The sequence below is a fragment of the Prauserella rugosa genome (assembly GCF_000719975.1).
GTDB lineage: Bacteria > Actinomycetota > Actinomycetes > Mycobacteriales > Pseudonocardiaceae > Prauserella > Prauserella rugosa.
The window spans coordinates 176,349-193,365 of sequence record NZ_JOIJ01000003.1; the positions used below are offsets into that span (position 1 = coordinate 176,349).

Below are 17,017 nucleotides of genomic sequence, written 5' to 3' on the forward strand. Positions count from 1 at the left end.
GCGCCTCACATCATCTCGTCGCCGAGCGGCATGAGCACGGTCTTCAGCTCGGTGTACGCCTCGATCGACGACCGCCCGCCCTCGCGCCCCAGGCCCGACTGCTTGAACCCGCCGAACGGAAGGTGCGGTTCGATCTGGAAGCCGTTGAGGCACACCGTGCCGGCGCGGATCCGGCGGGCCATGCGGAAGGTGCGTTGCGCATCGGCGCTGAACACGCTCGCGCCGAGGCCGTACTCGGTGTCGTTGGCCATCGCCACGGCCTCGTCCTCGTCGTCGAACGGCACGACGGCCAGCACCGGCCCGAAGATCTCCTCCTGGGCCAGGGTCGAGGAGTTGTCGACGTCGGCGAAGATCGTCGGCGCGACGAAGTTGCCGCCCGCGTAGTCACCGCCCAGCCGCTCGCCCCCGGTGACCAGCCGGGCGCCCTCGGCCGTGCCCTTGTCGATGTAGCCCAGCACGCGGTCGAGCTGCCTGCCGTTGATCAGCGGTGCCGACATGACGGCGGGATCGAACGGATCGCCGTAACTGACCATGCCAGCCATACCCTCGGCGGCGGCGAGGAACTCGTCGTACACGCTGCGGTGCACGAGCGCCCTGGTGTTGGCGACGCACGCCTGTCCCGACAGCCCGAGCGTCACCGCGCCGATCGTGGTGGCGGCGGCGAGACCGACGTCGGCGGCGTCGTCGAACACCACCGCGGGGCTCTTGCCGCCGAGTTCGAGGGACACGCGCGTCATCGTCGACGCGGAGGCCTCGACGATGCGGCTACCGACCGCACGCGAGCCGGTGAAGCTGATCTTGTCGACGTCGGGGTGGGTGATCAGCCGCTCCCCGGTCGGATCGCCCGGGCCGGTGACGACGTTGAGCACGCCCTTCGGAACCCCCGCCGACTCCAGCAGCTCGACCATGCGCAGCACCGTGAACGTGCAGTACTCCGACGGTTTGAGCACCACGGTGCACCCCGTCGCGAGCGCCGGAGCGACCTTCTGGGCAAGCAGCAGGAACGGTGCGTTCCACGGCAGGATCGCCGCGACGACGCCGATCGGCTCGCGAAAGGTCATCGCCAGGTGGTCGCCGCCCTGGTACGGCGCGAGCGTCTCGCCGCCGAGCTTGTCCACCCATCCGGCGTGGTGGTCGAACACGTCGGCGGCCACCTCGACCGACACGGCGTACACGCCCGCGCCGAAGCCGACGGGCACGGAGTTGTCCAGCGCCTGCACCGCCCGCAGCTCGTCGGCGTGCTCGCGCAGCAGTGCGCCGCACCGCCGCAGCAGTGCGATACGCCGCTGGGCGCGCCACCCCGCCCAGTCGCTCTCGTCGAAGGCGCGCCGGGCGGCCGCCACCGCGGAGTCCACATCGGATGCCGAGGCGACGGCGAGGTCGGCGACCTCCTCGCCCGTGGCGGGATGGTGGTGGGTCCAGGTCGCGCCGTCGACGGCACCGCCCCACTCACCGTCGATGTACAGCAGGCCCGGCTTGAGCCCGACGTCCTCGAGGTGCGATCGCATGGTCAGGGTCATGAGCGCGTCTCCTGTCCGGGTTGTCCCAGTTCCAGCACGTCGGTCGCGGAGAACATGCGTGCGGGGTCGCGGTCGTCGAAGTGGTGGCCGAGCCGATCGTCGAGCTCGTCGAGGGTCCAGAAATCGCCGGTGGGCACGAAATCCCGCTCAATGGACGGCGGTCGCAGCAGCGCCACGTGTCCACCGTGGACGACGAGGACCTGACCGTTGATCGCCTCGGACGCGGGCGCGGCGAGGTACGCGACCACGGGTGCGACGTGGTCGGTCGACAGTGGATCGACGCCGGGTGGGGCGTCGGCCCCGAACGTGTCCGCGGTCATCGCGGTCCGCGCACGAGGGCAGATGGCGTTGGCACGCATCCCGTACCGCGCACCCGCTCGTGCGGTCGAGACGGTCAGCGACGTGATACCCGCCTTCGCTGCCCCGTAGTTGGCCTGGCCTGCGGGCCCGGACAGGAACGCCTCCGACGAGGTGTTGACGATCCGCCCGTATGCGGCACCGCCCGCCTTGACCACGCTGCGCCAGTGCTGCACCGCACCTCTGCTGAGCAGGAAATGGCCGCGCAGGTGCACGCGCAGCACGGTGTCCCAGTCGTCGTCGGTGAGGTTGAACAGCATCTTGTCGCGGACGAGGCCGGCGTTGTTGACCACCACGTGCAGACCGCCGAGGTGTTCGACCGCCGTCGTCAGCAGTGCGTCGGTCGTCCCACGGTCGCCGACGTCCCCGGCCACGGCGACGGCCTTGCCGCCGCGTTCCTCGACGGCGGCCACCGTGTCGTGTGCGGCGTCGGCGGCCACGTCGTTGACCACGACCGCGGCACCGTGTCGCGCCAGTTCGAGCGCCTCGGCCCTGCCGAGGCCCGCCCCCGCGCCGGTGACCACCGCAACCTTCCCCTCGAGGGACAGGTCCCGCTGCGGGCTCACGCCAGCGTCACCACCTGACGAATCACGTCGCCCGCACCCGCCCGGAGGACCTCGAGCCCACCGTTGAGGTCGTCGAAGTCGATGCGCCGGGAGATCATGCCGTCCAGATCGAGCATGCCCGCGCGCCAGAACCGGATCATCGCCGCGGTGTCCCGTTCGACGTGGGCCGAGCCGTACAGCGAACCCAGGATCTTCTTGTCGTGCAGGAACAGTTCCTGTGCGCTGAACTCGACCATGGCGTCGGCCCTGCCCGCGCCGACGACGATCACCGAGCCCCCGCGCCGCACGTGGTCCCAGCCCGCGCGGATGGTCGCGGGCGCCCCGACGACGTCGAAGGCGTAGTCGAATCCCTGGGAGGCGGTGAGTTCGTGCTTGACGGCCTCGACCTGGTCCGGGGTCACGGCGTGCGTCGCACCGAAGCGGCGCGCGACGGCGTGCTTCTCCTCGACCGGGTCGACGGCGACGATCGTCGTGGCACCGGCGATGCGCAGTCCCTGGATCACCGAGATGCCCACACCGCCGCAGCCGAACACGACGGCGGTCGAACCGGGGCGCACCTGCGCGGTGTTGAGCACCGCACCGACACCGGTCAGCACCCCGCAGGCGATGAGCGCGGCCGTCTCGAACGGCACGTCCGCGTCCACCTTGACCGCCGCGGGGGCGGGAATCACCAGTTCCTCGGCGAACGTCCCGAGTCCGGAGAAGCCGAACAGCTGCTGGTCGCCGAGCCGGAACCGGGCGGTGGTGAACGCCTCGACGACGTGCACGGCACACAGGTTGAGTTCGCCGCGTACGCAGTCCGGGCAGTGACCGCAGGGCGGCACGAACGACACCGTCACGTGGTCACCGACCGCGAGGTGGTCGACACCGTCGCCCACGGCGACGATCTCGCCTGCCCCCTCGTGCCCGACCACGCCCGGTGCCATGGCGGGAAGCGTGCCGTTCATCGCGGACAGATCGCTGTGGCAGATGCCCGAGGCACGTACGCGCACGCGCACCTCACCGGGCCCGGGCCCGACGACGGTGACGTCGTCGCGCAGATCGAGCTTGTCTGTTCCGATCTCGTGCAGAACGGCCGCTCTCACGTGCTGCCTCCTCGTCGAAGCCTGCTCGGTGGACGTGCGCGTGGCCTGGCTCACGTCAGGGACCGACAATAGAATTTGTTCTCGCCAGTGGCAAGGGTCGGTTCACACCGTTCACCGCCGACCGAATCGGCCAGCGACACAGCTATGAGCGGCGTGGACACACAGTCGTCCCGCAACTACCGCCCGGACAGCCCTTCCCTAAATTAGAACCTGTTCTACAATCAACCATCGGTGGTTCGGCACTGGTTCGGCCCTGACCGGCTGCACGGGTCCGCATTACGTCCAACGGAGAACGGGAGGATCGGATGCGCATCGCCTACGCACCCGAGCACGAGCGGCTGCGCACGGAGCTCCGCGGGTACTTCGGCGAGCTGATGACCCCGGAGCGCCGCGAGGGCCTGCAGACCGAGGGCGGCGAGTACGGCGACGGTACGGCCTACACCGAGATCGTCCGGCAGCTCGGCGAGGACCGCTGGCTCGCCCTGGGCTGGCCCCGCGAGTACGGCGGCCGCGGCGGGACGATGCTCGAGCAGCTGATCTTCACCGACGAGGCCGCGATCGCCGGTGTGCCCGTGCCGTTCCTGACGATCAACACGGTCGGCCCCACGATCATGCGCTACGGCACCGAGCAGCAGCGCGAGTACTTCCTGCCCCGGATCGCCGCCGGCAGGCTGCACTTCTCCATCGGCTACTCCGAGCCGGAGGCCGGTACGGACCTCGCCGCACTGCGCACCAGGGCGGTCCGCGACGGCGACGACTACGTGATCAACGGCCAGAAGATGTGGACCAGCCTGATCGAGTACGCCGACTACGTGTGGCTGGCCGCGCGCACCGACCCGGACGCTCCTCGCCACAAGGGCATCAGCGTGCTCGCCGTGCCGACCAACGCCGACGGTTTCTCCTGGACCAAGGTCCGCACCGTGGCGGGTCCCGGAACCAGCGCGACCTACTACTCCGACGTGCGGGTCCCCGTGAGCGCGCGCATCGCCGAGGAGAACGCGGGCTGGCCGCTCATCACCAACCAGCTCAACCACGAGCGGGTCGCGCTGACCTCCGCGGCCCCGTTGCGCTCGGCACTCGACGACGTCCTGGAGTGGGCGCGGGAGACCACGAGACCCGACGGCACCCGCGTCATCGACCAGCACTGGGTCCGCGGGCACCTCGCCCGCGTGCACGCCCACACCGCGTACCTGACCCTGCGCAACTGGAAGATCGCCTCGTCGGCCGACGGCGGCGGCGTGACCCCCGCCGACGCGTCGGCCACGAAGGTCTTCGGCACCGAACTGGCCACCGACGCCTACCGGCTGCTGCTCGAGGTCCTCGGCGCGGGCGGTCTGGTCCGCACCGGCTCACCGGGCGCCGTCCTGCGCGGGCGCATCGAACGCGCCCACCGGTCCGCGCTGATCCTCACCTTCGGCGGCGGCACCAACGAGGTGCAACGCGACATCATCGCAGCCACCGCGCTGAACCTCCCCGTCACCCGTTGAAAACTCCCAAGGGCCCCATGGTCGCGTTGAACGCAACCATGGGGCCCTTGGGAGCACTCCCCGCCCACGTTCCGGAACTGCCGACAAGGGAGTCGCACCGATGGACTTCACCCCCACCGAGGCCCAGCGTGACCTCGCCGAGCTGACCCGCCGGATCGCGGTCGACCACCCACCGCAGGACGCCGTGGGTTCCGGCGGGTTCGACCGCGCGCTGTGGGCGTCCCTGACCTCCGCGGGCGTGCTCGACGCCGCGTTGCCCGCGCACGTCGGGGGCGGCGGGTTCGGCGTGCTCGAACAGTGTTCCGTGCTGGCCGAGCTCGGCCGAGCGGTCGCAGCCGTGCCGTACCTGCCGACGATCGCCATGGCCGCCACCACGCTCGCCGAGCACGCCGACGGCGAGACCCTCGAACGCTGGCTCGTGCCGATCGTGCGCGGCGCACGCATCGTCGCCGCCGCACTCCCCGATACCGGAGCCCCCGTGTCGTTCACCCTCGACGCGTCCGGACGACTGTCGGGGCAGGCCACGGCCGTCGAGGCGGGTGCGTTCGCCGACGGGTTCCTCGTCGCGGCCTCGTCGGCCGAGGGCGACGTACTCGCGCTGGTGCCCGCCGATGCGCCGGGCGTCGCGGTGTCGGCACAGGAGATGGTCGACCGTGCCGATGGGGCGCTGGTCGAGGTCTCCGGCGCGCGCCCGGACACGGTGCTGCCGCCGGCGTCGGTGCCGTGGCTGCGCCGCCGCGGTCTCCTCGGCGCGTGCGCCCGGCAGCTGGGCGTGCTCGAGAGGGCGTTGGAACTCACCGCCGCCTATGCCGCCGAACGCACCCAGTTCGGCAGGCCGATCGGTGGTTTCCAGGCCGTGCGGCACCGTCTGGCCGACGGCTACCTCGACGTCGACGCGGTGCGCCTCACGCTGTGGCAGGCCGCGTGGTTGCTGACCGAGCACACCGGATCGGCCTCCACATCGGACCCGTCCGCCCCGGCGGAGGCCGAATTGGAGGCCGAATTGGAGGCCGCGATTGCCACCGCGAAGTACTGGGCGGCCGAGGCGGGACATCGGGTGGCACACACGGCGGTGCACCTGCACGGCGGGGTCGGTATCGACGTCGAGCACGAGGTCCACCGCTACTTCGTCGCCGCGAAACGCGGCGAGTTCGCCTTCGGCGGCGCGACGGCCCACCTGAACCGGCTGGGGGACGTCCTGGCATGAGCGAGGTCCCGACCGTCACCGACCTGCTGACCGCACACGCGCACGACACGAGGCCCGGGCTGCGCTTCTGCGACGCGTCGTGGACCTGGGGCGAGGTCGTGAGTGCCTCTGCCGTGCGCGGCGCGGTGCTGCAGGACCTGCTACGGAACCACCGTCCCGGCGGCGGACCCCCGCACATCGGCCTGCTCGCCGACAACGGTCCCGAGTTCGCGTTCCTGCTCGGTGGCTCCGCACTGCGCGGCACCGTCCTCGTCGGGCTCAACCCGACGCGACGGGGGCCGGCGCTCGCCAGGGACGTACACGCGACCGACTGCCGCCTCGTCCTCACCCAACCGCACTATCGCGCGCTGCTGAGCGATGTCGACGTGCCCGTCCTCGACCTCGGCGGTCCGGAATGGACGGAGCTGATCGCCGCACACTCCGGAGCCGGAACGGAGCCGGTTCCCGCGTCGCCCGACGACCTGCTGATGCTCATCTTCACCTCCGGCACCAGCGGTGAGCCGAAGGCCGTGCGCTGCACCCACGGCAAGATCGCCTTCCCCGGCCGCATGCTCGCACGGCGCTTCGGCCTGTCCCCCGCCGACACCGTCTACGTGGCGATGCCGCTGTTCCACTCGAACGCGATCATGGCCGGATGGTCGGTCGGCGTGGCCGCGGGTGCGACCGTGGCGCTGCGCGACCGGTTCTCGGCGAGCGGATTCCTTCCCGACGTCCGCAGGTTCGGCGCGACCTACGCCAACTACGTCGGCACTCCCCTGTCGTATGTGCTGGCCACCCCCGAAGCTCCCGACGACGCCGACAACCCGCTGCGTCTGGTCTACGGCAACGAGGGCGCCGAGGAGGACCTCGCGGAGTTCGCGCGGCGGTTCGGCTGCCGGGTCGTCGACGCGTTCGGCTCCACCGAGGGCGGTATCGGTTTCGCCCGCACGCCCGACACCCCGCCCGGATCACTGGGCCGGCGCGCCGACGGCGTCCGCATCCTGCACCCCGACACCGCCGAGCCGTGCCCGCCCGCCGAGTTCGCGTCCGACGGATCGCTGCGCAATGCCGACGTCGCCGTCGGCGAACTCGTCAACGTCGACGGTCCCGGCTGGTTCGCCGGGTACTACAACGACCCGGACGCCGACGCGGAAAGGATGCGCAGCGGCCGCTACCACACCGGCGACCTGGCCTACGCCGACGCCGAAGGCTACGTCTACTTCGCGGGCCGGACCTCCGACTGGGTACGCGTCGACGGCGAGAACCTCGGCACCGCACCGATCGAACGTGTCCTGACGCGACATCCCGCTGTCGCCGAGGCCGCGGTGTACGGCGTCGCCGACCGGATCGGCGACGCCGTCATGGTCGCCGTCGTACCGGTGCCCGGCGCGACCCTCCTCCCCGACGAGTTCGCCGCGTTCCTCGAGAGCCAGGACGACCTGGGGCCGAAGCAGCATCCCCGGTACGTGCGCATCACCCCGTCCCTGCCCAGGACCGCAACGTTCAAGGTGGTCAAACGTGCGCTGGCGGCCGAGGGCAGCCGCTGCGGCGATCCCGTGTGGCGCCGCGACGGCACCACCTATCGCGCGGTCACGTCCGCGGAGTCGTGATCTGCCGGAGTCTGCGCGGCCCACTGTCGGGCCGCGAGGGCGGAGAACCGAGCACGATCCGCGCGTTGGTCACGAACACGCCCTCCGGCGAGGCGAGGATCGGGTCGAGGGCCAACGAGCGCACCTCCGGGTTGTCCTCGGCCAACACGGCGACCCGCAGCATCAGGTCCTGCAACGCCTCGAGATCGGCGGGTTCGTCGCCGCGGTAGCCGGTCAGCAACGGGGCGGTCCTGGGCTCGCGGACGAGCGTCGCGGCGTCCACATCGGTCAGGGGCACCGCACGGAATGCCCTGTCTCCCAACAACGTGCTGACGACACCCGACAGACCGAACGAGAGCAGCGTGCCGAACGACGGGTCGTCCTGGAGCCCGATCACGCACGAGATTCCCTTGGGCGCCATGCGCTGGACGTACACCTCGTCGGACCCCGCGGTGCGGCGCAGATCCCGATAACCGGTGCGCACCGAGTCCTCCGAGGTCAGGTCGAGCCGCACCCCCGCGAGGTCGGGCCTGCCGCGGAGACTGTCGTCGAACGCCTTCAGCGTCACCGGATAACCGAGTTCCGCCGAGACCGCGGCGGCATCGTCCTCGGTGGACACCACGCGGAACGGCACGACGTCGATGCCGTAGCAGTCCAGCAGCTGCACCAGTTCGTCGTCGGTCAGCCGCACCGTGTCACGATCGGTTCCCTCGTGGAACCACTCCCGCACCAGACCGCGGGCGCGTTCGGTGTGCACGCCCTGCGGCGTGACGACGGTCCCTTGTGGACGTTCCCGCCACTGCGCGTACCGCACCACCCGGGCGAGCGCGTTGACCGCCCGTTCCGGGCTGGGATAACTCGGGATGGAGCCGAACACGGGCTCGTCCTGCTCGCCGACCATGGCCAGTTCCGCTGGCACGCCCTCGGCGGCGAGGAACGTCGAGACGATCGGTTTGTCGAGCGCTCGCCCGCGCGCGTGGACGGCCTCACGCAGCGCGCGGGCGTAGGCCGTCCCCGGGATCGCCACCGGCGGGGCGAACACCGCCACGAGCGCGTCGACCTGCGGGGAGTCGAGTGCCTCGCCGACGGCCGCCGCGAACTCCTCGGGCGAGGCCTGCGGCCCGATGTCGACCGGGTCGATGCCGAGCTCCAGACCGTTGGCCCGCGCCGTGTCGGCGGCCAGCAGCCCGATCGCACTCGAGTTGCCGACGATGCCGACACGTGTCCCCGACGGCAACGGCTGGTGGGCGAACACCAGCGCGGTGTCGAACAGCTGCGCCAGCGAGTCGACCCGGACCACACCTGCCTGCTCGAACAGCGCCTGCACGCTCGACTCGTCGATCTCGGTCGACGTCGCGGCGAGCTGCGGCCGCACCGCGTGCCGCCCCGATTTCACGGCCACGATCGGTTTCGTCCGCGCGAGCCGCCTCGCCAGGCGGGCGAACTTGCGCGGGTTGCCGAACGATTCGAGGTACAGCAACACGACGTCGGTGTGGGGGTCGGTCTCCCAGTACTGCAGCAGGTCATTGCCGGAGACGTCGGCGCGGTTTCCCGCGGACACGAACGTCGACAGCCCGAGACCGCGCGCCTCGGCGTCCGCGAGGATGGCCGTGCCGAGCGAACCGGACTGGCAGAAGAAGCCGGTGCGCCCGGGTTTCGGCAGCCGCGGGGCCAGCGTCGCGTTGAGCCGCACCTTGCGGTCGGTGTTGAGCACGCCCAGCGCGTTCGGACCGACGACGCGCATACCGTGTGCCCGCGCCTCGCCGACGAGTTGCAGCTCGGCGTGCAATCCGTGCGGCCCGGCCTCGGCGAAGCCCGCCGAGACGATGACGAGGGTCTTGACCTCCTTCGCCAGCGCCCCGTCGAGCACCGCCTCGACCTGGTCGGCAGGCACCGCGACGACGGCGAGGTCGACGGGGTCGGGGATGTCGAGCACCGACCGGTAGGCCCGCACGCCGCGCACCGACGCGTGCTCGGCGTTGACCGGGTACACCGGGCCGGAGAAGTCCGCCCCCAGCAGGTTGGTCAGGACCGCGTAGCCGATCTTCGTCGGATCGGTCGAGGCACCAATCACGGCCACGGACCGCGGGTGCAGCAGGTTGTGCACGCTGCGCGCCTCCGCCGCCTGTTCCCTGGCCCTGGCCACCTCGAGCGAGTCCTCGGTGGGGTCGATGTCGAACTCCAGATGCACCACGCCCTCCTCGAAGGCGCGGCTGACCTGGTACCCGGCGTCGCGGAACACCCGCACCATCGCCGAGTTCTCCGCCAGCACCTCGGCGACGAACCGGCGCAGACCCGATTCCCGTGCCGCGGCGGCGAGGTGCTCGAGCAGGATCGACCCGAGACCGCGGCCCTGGTGGGCGTCGTCCACGACGAACGCCACCTCGGCCGAGTCGCTGTCCAGGCCCTCGTAACGGCCCACCGCCACCGCGTCGTCGCCGAGCAGAGCGACGAACGCGACCCGCTTGCGGTGGTCGACGGTCGTGAAGCGCTTCAGGTCCCTGGCCGGGATCCGCGGGTAGGCGCCGAAGTAGCGCAGGTACCGGGTGCGTTCGGACAACCTGCTGTGCAGCGCGACGATGCGGTCGGCGTCGCTGGGCACGATGGGCCGCAGGTGCACGGTGCCGCCGTCCGAGAGCACCACGTCGGCCTCCCAGCCGCGCGGGTAGTCGAACGGGTTCGGCTCGGTGGTCCCGACGGCACCGTCGGTGCCTTCGGTGCCGTCGGTGTTGTGGGCGCCAACGGCGCTGTCGGTGCCGGCGGCGTTGTCGGTCTTGTCGGCGTTGTCGGTGTTGTCAGCGCCGTCTGTGGTCTGCTCGGTCATGGTCAGTCCCTCACTCAATCCCGCGGGTCGTCGGGATCCAGTCCGTGCAGCGGGAACACGGCACGACGGGTGTCACGAACGGCGATGTCCACGGCGTCGTCCATCCCGTCGCCCCAGGGCGAGTACCCGGTGTCCCCGCCGTCGGACATCGTCAGCGGCAACTCGGCCGACGGGGCGACGTCGTGGACCATGTCGGTCCACTCGGCGGGCAGCGGTGTGTCGGGATCGACGTCGTGGTCCAGCACGGTGGCGATCAGGTGCGTCCACGAGCGGGGGACGACCCGTAGCAGCTGGTAACCGCCACCGCCGACCGCCAGCCACCGGCCCTCGGTGACCCGGTCGGCCAATGCACGCAGCTCACGGTAGATGGCGCGGTGCCCGTCGACGGTCAGCGACAGGTCGGCCAGCGGGTCCTCCTCGTGCGAGTCGACCCCGCACTGCGTGACGAGGATCTGCGGGCGGAACTCCTCGACGAGGGACGGCACGACCGCGTGGAACGCGCGCAACCAGCCCGCATCCTTGGTCGCAGGCGGCAGCGGCACGTTGACCGCACTGCCCTCGGCCCCGTCGACGCCGACCTCGGCCGAGTATCCGGTGCCGGGAAACAGCGTGAACGGATGCTGATGCAGCGACACCGTCAGCACGCGCGGATCACCGAAGAAGGCCGACTGCACACCGTCACCGTGGTGCACGTCGGTGTCGACGTACGCGATGCGGTCGTACCCCTGATCGAGCAGCCACGAGATCGCGACCGCACAGTCGTTGTAGACGCAGAACCCCGCGGCCCGGTCCCGCATCGCGTGGTGGTGACCGCCCGCGATGTTGACGGCGCGCTGCGCGCGGCCCTCGGCGATGCACCGCGCGCCCAGCAGCGTGGAGCCGACGACGAGCGATGCCGCGTCGTGCATGTCGGCGAAGATCGGGTTGTCGTCGGTGCCCAGCCCGTGGCCGACGTCCCAGCCCGCCATGGGCGCCTGGCGGACCGCCTCGAGGTAGTCCGCCGAGTGCACGCGGTAGAGATCCCCCGCGCCCGCGGTCTCCGGGCACAACAGCGGCACGTCGTCCAGTACGCCGAGCGCGGTGGCCAGCCGCATCGTCAGGTGCAACCGCACAGGGTTGAACGGGTGGCCCTCGCCCATGTCGTAGGCGAGAAGCGCGGAGTCCCAGACGACGGCGGAGGGAGACATGCGCAGAGGATACGCGGTGATCGATCTCCTCGGGACCTCGTCGCAGCGCCGGGGTCCCGCCGATGTGATGATCGTTTCGGTTGTTCCCGGAATCCGGTTGGGCTCTGGTAATCCGGTTCCCGTGTTGGACCTCGTGTGGCTGCGCACCTTCCTCGAGGTCGCCCGCACCGGCGGCTTCAGCCGCGCGGCCAGGAATCTCGGGCTGGGTCAGGCGACCGTCAGCCAGCACGTGCGCAAACTCGAGGACACGGTCGGCAGGCGGCTGCTCGACCGCGACAGCCACACCGTCGCGCTGACCGGCGACGGCGAGGCGATGGTGGGCTTCGCCCGCACGATCCTGGGTCACGAACGGCAGGCACTCGACTACTTCGCCGTCGACCACACGAGCGGCAGGGTCCGCGTCGGCGTGTCCGAGGACCTCATGCAGCACGGCTGGTTCGCCGGCATCGCACAGCGGTTCCGGCAGCGGTATCCACGCGTCGACCTGGACATCGCCGCCGGGCTCAGCGCCCCGCTGGCCCATCGGCTCGCACACGGCGAACTCGAACTCGCCGTCGTGAAGACCTCGCAGCCCGCCGTGCCCCGGCACGTGCTGTGGCGGGACGCGCTCACCTGGGTCGCCGCACCGGACTTCCGCCCCGACCCCCGCGAACCGCTCCCCCTGGTGACCTACCCGGAGCCGAGCATCACCCGGGAGCGGGCGTTCGCCGCCCTTCGGCGCACCTCGCGGGCATGGCGCGTCAGCTGCACCGTCGACCGGCTGAGCGCGCTGTGCACCACCGTGCGAGCCGGTGCCGGGGTGGCGGTCCTCGCCGACAGTGTCATCCCCGATGGCCTCGTCCGGCTCACCGACGCGTTGCCCGAGCTCGACGGGGTCGACTTCGTCCTGCGCAGCCGCGCGACCGTGCGCGGCACCCCGACGGCCGCGCTCGCCGAGCTCATCACCCGCGCCGCCTCCGAGCGCAGGCCCACGGCGCACTGACCGGGCGAACTGCCCCCGGGGACCGCCCAGCGCTGAGAGCTGTCGCGCGGAGAGCTATCGCGCGGCGGGCTGTCGCCTCGGGGGCTATCGCGTCGGCCGATCGCAAGAATCACGGTCGGTGTCTCGCCGATCACGCCATGTGTCGGAAGACTCGGCGGTGATCCCGGCAACGACCAGCGCGCAGGGACGGCATCGTGAAGATCAATCGGAGGAAGGCACTGGGGACCGCGGGCGCGGGCATGGTCGTCGCGATGGCGCTCGGCGGCTCGGCCCAGGCCGCTCCGGCCGGCGCGGCAGCGGACACGGCAGCAGGCTCGGCAGCGAACACCGCAACCGGCGCGGCAACCGGCTCGGCCACGGCCGCGGCCGCCGCGAACTCCGGCCAGGACGGCGTGGACTACGTGTTCGCGCTGTCCGAGGCCGAGCCCGGCGAGTACGACGGCGGCAACCTGCGTGGCGCCCACGCAGGCAACTTCCCCATCCTCGACGGCGAGGACGCGTCAGTGTACTACGTGCACCTCGACGTCGGCGGCATCCGCGAACCGCACTGGCATCCGACGGCGTGGGAGCTGAACTACGTCATCACCGGCCGCGCCAAGTGGACGATGCTCGGCACCAGGGGCGGCGGCGGATACGACCACCGCACGTTCGAGGTCGGCAAGGGCGATCTCGTGTTCGCCCCGCAGGGCTTCCTGCACTACTTCGAGAACGCCTCCGGCGACGAACCGCTCGAGGTGCTCGTCATGTTCAACACCAGCGCCGAGGAACCCGACGACGACATCGGCATCCTCGCGACCGTCAACGCGTTGCCGCGGGACGTGCTCGCCGCCTCGTTGGGCGTCCCGGTCTCGGCGTTGGACCAGCTGCCCACCGAGGTCGACGAGGTCGTGATCACGCGGCACCGCTGAGGCGATCGCCGCACCCCGCTCAGCCCGGTTCGCCGCCCGTGGCCGCGGGGCGATCGGGGTCGGCCGACCAGTTCGACCACGACCCGGCGTACAACGCGGCCGGCCGGGACAGCCCTGCTCGGTGCAGTGCGAGCACCACCGAGCTGGCCGTGATCCCCGAACCGCAGTACGCACCGACCGCCACCGGACCGGCGTCGCCCTCGGCGTCGGTGCCGGTGGCGGTGGCGGTGGCGGTACTGCCGTGTGTGCCGCGTGTGCCGTCCGGCCGGTCCGTGTCCCTGTCCGTGTCCCGGTCCGTGTTGCTGTCCCTGGCGCTGTCCGGAGCGGTGGGTACGCCGAGGTCGGCGAAGTGCCTGCGCAGACTCTCCGGAGACAGCCACCGGCCTTCGGCGTCCACGTGCGCGGCGAACGGCGCGTTCCGCGCCCCCGGAATGTGCCCGCCCCGCGGATCGACCGGTTCGTACTCGCCCGTGTAGCGCTCGTGGGCCCGGGCGTCCAGCAGCACCCCTTCCCTGGCACACGCCGCCGCCTCGTCGGCGTCGAGCACCGGCATGCCGCCCGGTCGCACCGTGACGTCGCCCTCGGCCGGCTGCGGAGCCTCGGCCGTGACGGGCATGCCCGCGGCCTGCCAGGCCGCGAACCCGCCGTCGAGGACGGCCACCTGCTCGTGACCAGCCCAGCGCAGCAGCCACCAGGCACGCGCGGCGACCGAGGAGTCGGCGTCGTCGTAGGCCACCACCGGAGCACCGGTCCGCACCCCCGCGGCGCGCAACACGCGTTGCAGGTCCTCCGGATCCGGAAGCGGGTGCCTGCCCGCCGTGCCCGGTGTGCCCGCGAGCTCGGTGTCGACGTCGACGAACACCGCACCGGGAACGTGGCCCTCGCGGTACGACTCGACACCCGGCGGGCCCAACAGCCGCCAGCGCACGTCCAGCACGACCGGCCGTTCCTCCGCGGGCGCTGCCAGCAGCTCGGCCAGCCGCGCGACGCTGACGACCGGATCGGTGAGCCCGGTGAGCCCAGTGAGCCCGTCGTCCCCGGTGAGGCCGGTGGACCGGCTCGACTCGCTCTGCTCCGGCATGGCCTGCGACCTTTCCGTGACGGTCCTGGGTGCTCGGGTGGTCCTGCGTGATCTTGATGGTCCGGTGGCCCGGTGGGCCTGGTCCATCCAGCGTGCCTCGGGTGGGTGCCTCGGGTGCGTCCATCCGTGTGCACCAGGTGGGCACCGGGCGCGTACCCGTTGCGCCTAACACGATGCCCACGTCGGCCCGCTGCGTGACGGCTGCCTGTCCTGTCGGGCGTAACGACTACCATGAGTCAGGCGAACAAAGGGGACAGGCGTGAACGATCTCATCGACACCACCGAGATGTACTTGCGCACCATCTTCGAGCTCGAAGAGGAAGGTGTCACCCCGCTGCGCGCCCGGATCGCGGAGCGGCTTGAGCAGAGCGGGCCGACGGTCAGTCAGACCGTGGCGCGTATGGAACGGGACGGCCTGGTCGTCGTCGCCGACGACCGGCACCTGCAGCTGACCGAGCACGGGCGTGAGCTGGCGATCGCCGTGATGCGCAAGCACCGGCTCGCCGAGCGCCTGCTCGTCGACGTGATCGGCCTCGAATGGGAGCACGTCCACGCCGAGGCGTGCCGCTGGGAGCACGTGATGAGCGAGGCCGTCGAACGCAAGCTCGTCGCGCTGCTGGACCACCCGACGACCTCGCCGTACGGCAACCCCATTCCCGGACTCGACAAGCTCGGCGAGGGCGGTGAACCCGCTCCGCCCGCCGAGTCGGACCTCGTGCGGCTCGACGACGTGGCCCGCTCGGGCGGCGGCAAGGTGGAGATCCGCCGTATCGCCGAGCACGTGCAGAGCGACGAAGGGCTGATGTCGCAGCTCAAGGCGGTCGGCATCGTGCCGGGCCGGACCGTTCACGTCGGTAAGAACGCCGGCACCTCCGTCGAGGTGTCCGACGACGCGACGACGGGCACGGTCGCCACGAGCGTCCTGCACGCCGTCCTGGCTCAGACCCGGTGACGGCCGGGCATCCGTCGGAGATCGCCGCACGCGCGTTCCGGTCCGTCCACGGCACGCCGCCCACCGGCGTGTGGTCGGCGCCGGGACGCGTGAACCTCATCGGCGAGCACACCGACTACAACGACGGGTTCGTCCTTCCGTTCGCGCTGCCCCACCGTCTGGCCGTGGCGGCCGCTCCACGCGACGACCGCATGCTGAGCCTCGCGACCGTCGGCTCGGACGGCCGCGTCCAGTCCGAGGAACCGATCGGCCTCGACGAGCTCAAACCGGGCAACCCCGAGGACTGGGCCGCCTACCCCGCGGGCGTCGCGTGGGTCCTGCGCGAGTACGGCATCGACCGCGGTGCCGACCTGGTGATCGCGGGCGACGTGCCGACCGGTGCGGGTCTGTCGTCGTCGGCGGCGATCGAATGCGCCTCGGCCATCGCTCTGCTCGGCCTCACCGGCGAGGACGATCAGGACGCCGAGCGCCGCGCCGAGATCGCGCGGTGGTGCCAACGCGCCGAGAACGAGTTCGTCGGCGTGCCCACCGGCGTGCTCGACCAGACGGCGTCGATGTGCTGCGTCGAGGGCCACGTGCTGTTCCTCGACGTGCGCTCGGGCCACACCGAGCAGGTGCCGTTCAACGCCGCGGGCGCGGGCCTGTCCGTGCTCGTCATCGACACGCGCGTGAAGCACTCGCTGGGCGGCTCCGAGTACGGCGACCGGCGTGAGGGCACGGAGAAGGCCGCCCGCCTGCTGGGGCTGGACGCCCTTCGTGACGTCACGCCCGAGACGATGGACGAGGCGCTGCGCCGGCTGCCCGAGGACCTCGTGCCCCTCGTGCGGCACGTGGTCACGGAGAACGCGCGTGTGCTCGAAGCCGTCGAACACCTGCGCCGCGGTCGCATCGCCGACATCGGGCCCGTCCTGGACGCCTCGCACGTGAGCATGCGCGACGACTACCGCATCTCCTGCCCCGAGCTCGACCTCGCGGTCGACACCGCACGCACCGCCGGCGCGCTGGGTGCGCGCATGACCGGTGGCGGCTTCGGCGGCTCGGCGATCGCCCTCGTGCGCGAGTCCGACCGGCACGCGGTCGAGACCGCCGTGACCACGGCGTTCGAGACTGCGGGCTACCGCGCTCCCCGGCTGTTCGTCGCCGTCCCCTCCGCGGGAGCGGGCCGGGACGCCTGATCCCGGGCGGCGCCGGCCCCGTCCCCAGGGGCCGGCGCCGCTCCAGCATCGCGTTCGCCCTCGGATCGCGCTCGCCCGCGGCCACGGACCGGTGCCGGACCGGTGAACCCCGCCCTCG

Annotated in this window: 13 protein-coding genes; 7 read left to right on the forward strand and 6 right to left on the reverse strand. The window is 71.6% G+C overall.

The annotated features are described in order from the left end of the window. Positions 1-5 precede the first annotated feature (5 nt). From IF64_RS0105845 to IF64_RS0105855, 3 genes are read right to left on the reverse strand one after another with little or no spacing between them, the layout of a single operon-like run. Positions 6-1,520 (reverse strand): aldehyde dehydrogenase family protein, encoded by a 1,515-nt coding sequence (locus IF64_RS0105845; RefSeq protein ID WP_030530979.1) that lies wholly within the window; start codon positions 1,518-1,520, stop codon positions 6-8. Continuing rightward, positions 1,517-2,425 (reverse strand): 3-oxoacyl-ACP reductase, encoded by a 909-nt coding sequence (locus tag IF64_RS0105850; protein WP_030530980.1) that lies wholly within the window; start codon positions 2,423-2,425, stop codon positions 1,517-1,519. The genes IF64_RS0105845 and IF64_RS0105850 overlap by 4 nt, the downstream gene beginning before the upstream one ends. 14 nt (positions 2,426-2,439) lie before the next feature. After that, positions 2,440-3,528, reverse strand: coding sequence for a Zn-dependent alcohol dehydrogenase (locus tag IF64_RS0105855; RefSeq protein WP_030530981.1), 1,089 nt, complete (start codon positions 3,526-3,528; stop codon positions 2,440-2,442). 305 nt (positions 3,529-3,833) lie between these two features. On the opposite strand from IF64_RS0105855, the gene IF64_RS0105860 reads away from it, so the two are divergent. From IF64_RS0105860 to IF64_RS0105870, 3 genes are all read left to right on the forward strand, one after another. Further along, positions 3,834-5,015 carry an acyl-CoA dehydrogenase family protein gene (locus tag IF64_RS0105860; RefSeq protein ID WP_030530982.1) on the forward strand — a complete coding sequence of 394 codons (1,182 nt, stop codon included), beginning with the start codon at positions 3,834-3,836 and terminating at the stop codon, positions 5,013-5,015. A 100-nt stretch (positions 5,016-5,115) separates the two neighbouring features. Continuing rightward, the gene (locus IF64_RS0105865) at positions 5,116-6,222 is read left to right on the forward strand and encodes an acyl-CoA dehydrogenase family protein (protein ID WP_030530983.1); all 1,107 of its coding nucleotides are present in this window, start codon (positions 5,116-5,118) and stop codon (positions 6,220-6,222) included. Further along, complete coding sequence (locus tag IF64_RS0105870) at positions 6,219-7,811, forward strand: long-chain-fatty-acid--CoA ligase (protein ID WP_030530984.1); 1,593 nt, start codon at positions 6,219-6,221, stop codon at positions 7,809-7,811. Before IF64_RS0105865 ends, IF64_RS0105870 begins: the two co-directional genes overlap by 4 nt. On the opposite strand, the gene IF64_RS0105875 is transcribed toward IF64_RS0105870, so the two are convergent. Further along, positions 7,792-10,614 carry a bifunctional acetate--CoA ligase family protein/GNAT family N-acetyltransferase gene (locus IF64_RS0105875; protein WP_084705680.1) on the reverse strand — a complete coding sequence of 941 codons (2,823 nt, stop codon included), beginning with the start codon at positions 10,612-10,614 and terminating at the stop codon, positions 7,792-7,794. The two genes, IF64_RS0105870 and IF64_RS0105875, sit on opposite strands and share 20 nt — an antisense overlap. A 14-nt stretch (positions 10,615-10,628) precedes the next feature. Further along, positions 10,629-11,801, reverse strand: coding sequence for an acetoin utilization protein AcuC (locus IF64_RS0105880; protein ID WP_030530986.1), 1,173 nt, complete (start codon positions 11,799-11,801; stop codon positions 10,629-10,631). Between the two features lie 121 nt (positions 11,802-11,922). Between IF64_RS0105880 and IF64_RS0105885 the strand changes: the two genes are divergently transcribed. After that, positions 11,923-12,783: a LysR family transcriptional regulator gene (locus IF64_RS0105885; protein WP_030530987.1), complete on the forward strand. Its 861-nt coding sequence runs from the start codon at positions 11,923-11,925 to the stop codon at positions 12,781-12,783. Positions 12,784-12,977: 194 nt separating this feature from the next. Continuing rightward, complete coding sequence (locus tag IF64_RS0105890) at positions 12,978-13,691, forward strand: cupin domain-containing protein (protein ID WP_036875813.1); 714 nt, start codon at positions 12,978-12,980, stop codon at positions 13,689-13,691. 19 nt (positions 13,692-13,710) lie between these two features. On the opposite strand, the gene IF64_RS0105895 is transcribed toward IF64_RS0105890, so the two are convergent. Continuing rightward, positions 13,711-14,772: a sulfurtransferase gene (locus tag IF64_RS0105895; RefSeq protein WP_084705681.1), complete on the reverse strand. Its 1,062-nt coding sequence runs from the start codon at positions 14,770-14,772 to the stop codon at positions 13,711-13,713. A gap of 259 nt (positions 14,773-15,031) precedes the next feature. Between IF64_RS0105895 and IF64_RS0105900 the strand changes: the two genes are divergently transcribed. Both IF64_RS0105900 and galK read left to right on the forward strand, forming a co-directional pair. Continuing rightward, the gene (locus tag IF64_RS0105900) at positions 15,032-15,724 is read left to right on the forward strand and encodes an iron-dependent transcriptional repressor DtxR (protein WP_030530990.1); all 693 of its coding nucleotides are present in this window, start codon (positions 15,032-15,034) and stop codon (positions 15,722-15,724) included. Next, positions 15,721-16,899 carry a galactokinase gene (galK, locus tag IF64_RS0105905; RefSeq protein WP_036875814.1) on the forward strand — a complete coding sequence of 393 codons (1,179 nt, stop codon included), beginning with the start codon at positions 15,721-15,723 and terminating at the stop codon, positions 16,897-16,899. The genes IF64_RS0105900 and galK overlap by 4 nt, the downstream gene beginning before the upstream one ends. Positions 16,900-17,017 lie beyond the last annotated feature (118 nt).

Bases quoted from the DNA above. Each gene is read 5' to 3' on its own strand.
- IF64_RS0105845 (WP_030530979.1), bottom strand. From the start codon at position 1,520: ATGACCCTGACCATGCGATCGCACCTCGAGGACGTCGGGCTCAAGCCG.
- IF64_RS0105860 (WP_030530982.1), top strand. From the start codon at position 3,834: ATGCGCATCGCCTACGCACCCGAGCACGAGCGGCTGCGCACGGAGCTC.
- IF64_RS0105865 (WP_030530983.1), top strand. From the start codon at position 5,116: ATGGACTTCACCCCCACCGAGGCCCAGCGTGACCTCGCCGAGCTGACC.
- IF64_RS0105870 (WP_030530984.1), top strand. From the start codon at position 6,219: ATGAGCGAGGTCCCGACCGTCACCGACCTGCTGACCGCACACGCGCAC.
- IF64_RS0105875 (WP_084705680.1), bottom strand. From the start codon at position 10,614: ATGACCGAGCAGACCACAGACGGCGCTGACAACACCGACAACGCCGAC.
- IF64_RS0105880 (WP_030530986.1), bottom strand. From the start codon at position 11,801: ATGTCTCCCTCCGCCGTCGTCTGGGACTCCGCGCTTCTCGCCTACGAC.
- IF64_RS0105895 (WP_084705681.1), bottom strand. From the start codon at position 14,772: ATGCCGGAGCAGAGCGAGTCGAGCCGGTCCACCGGCCTCACCGGGGAC.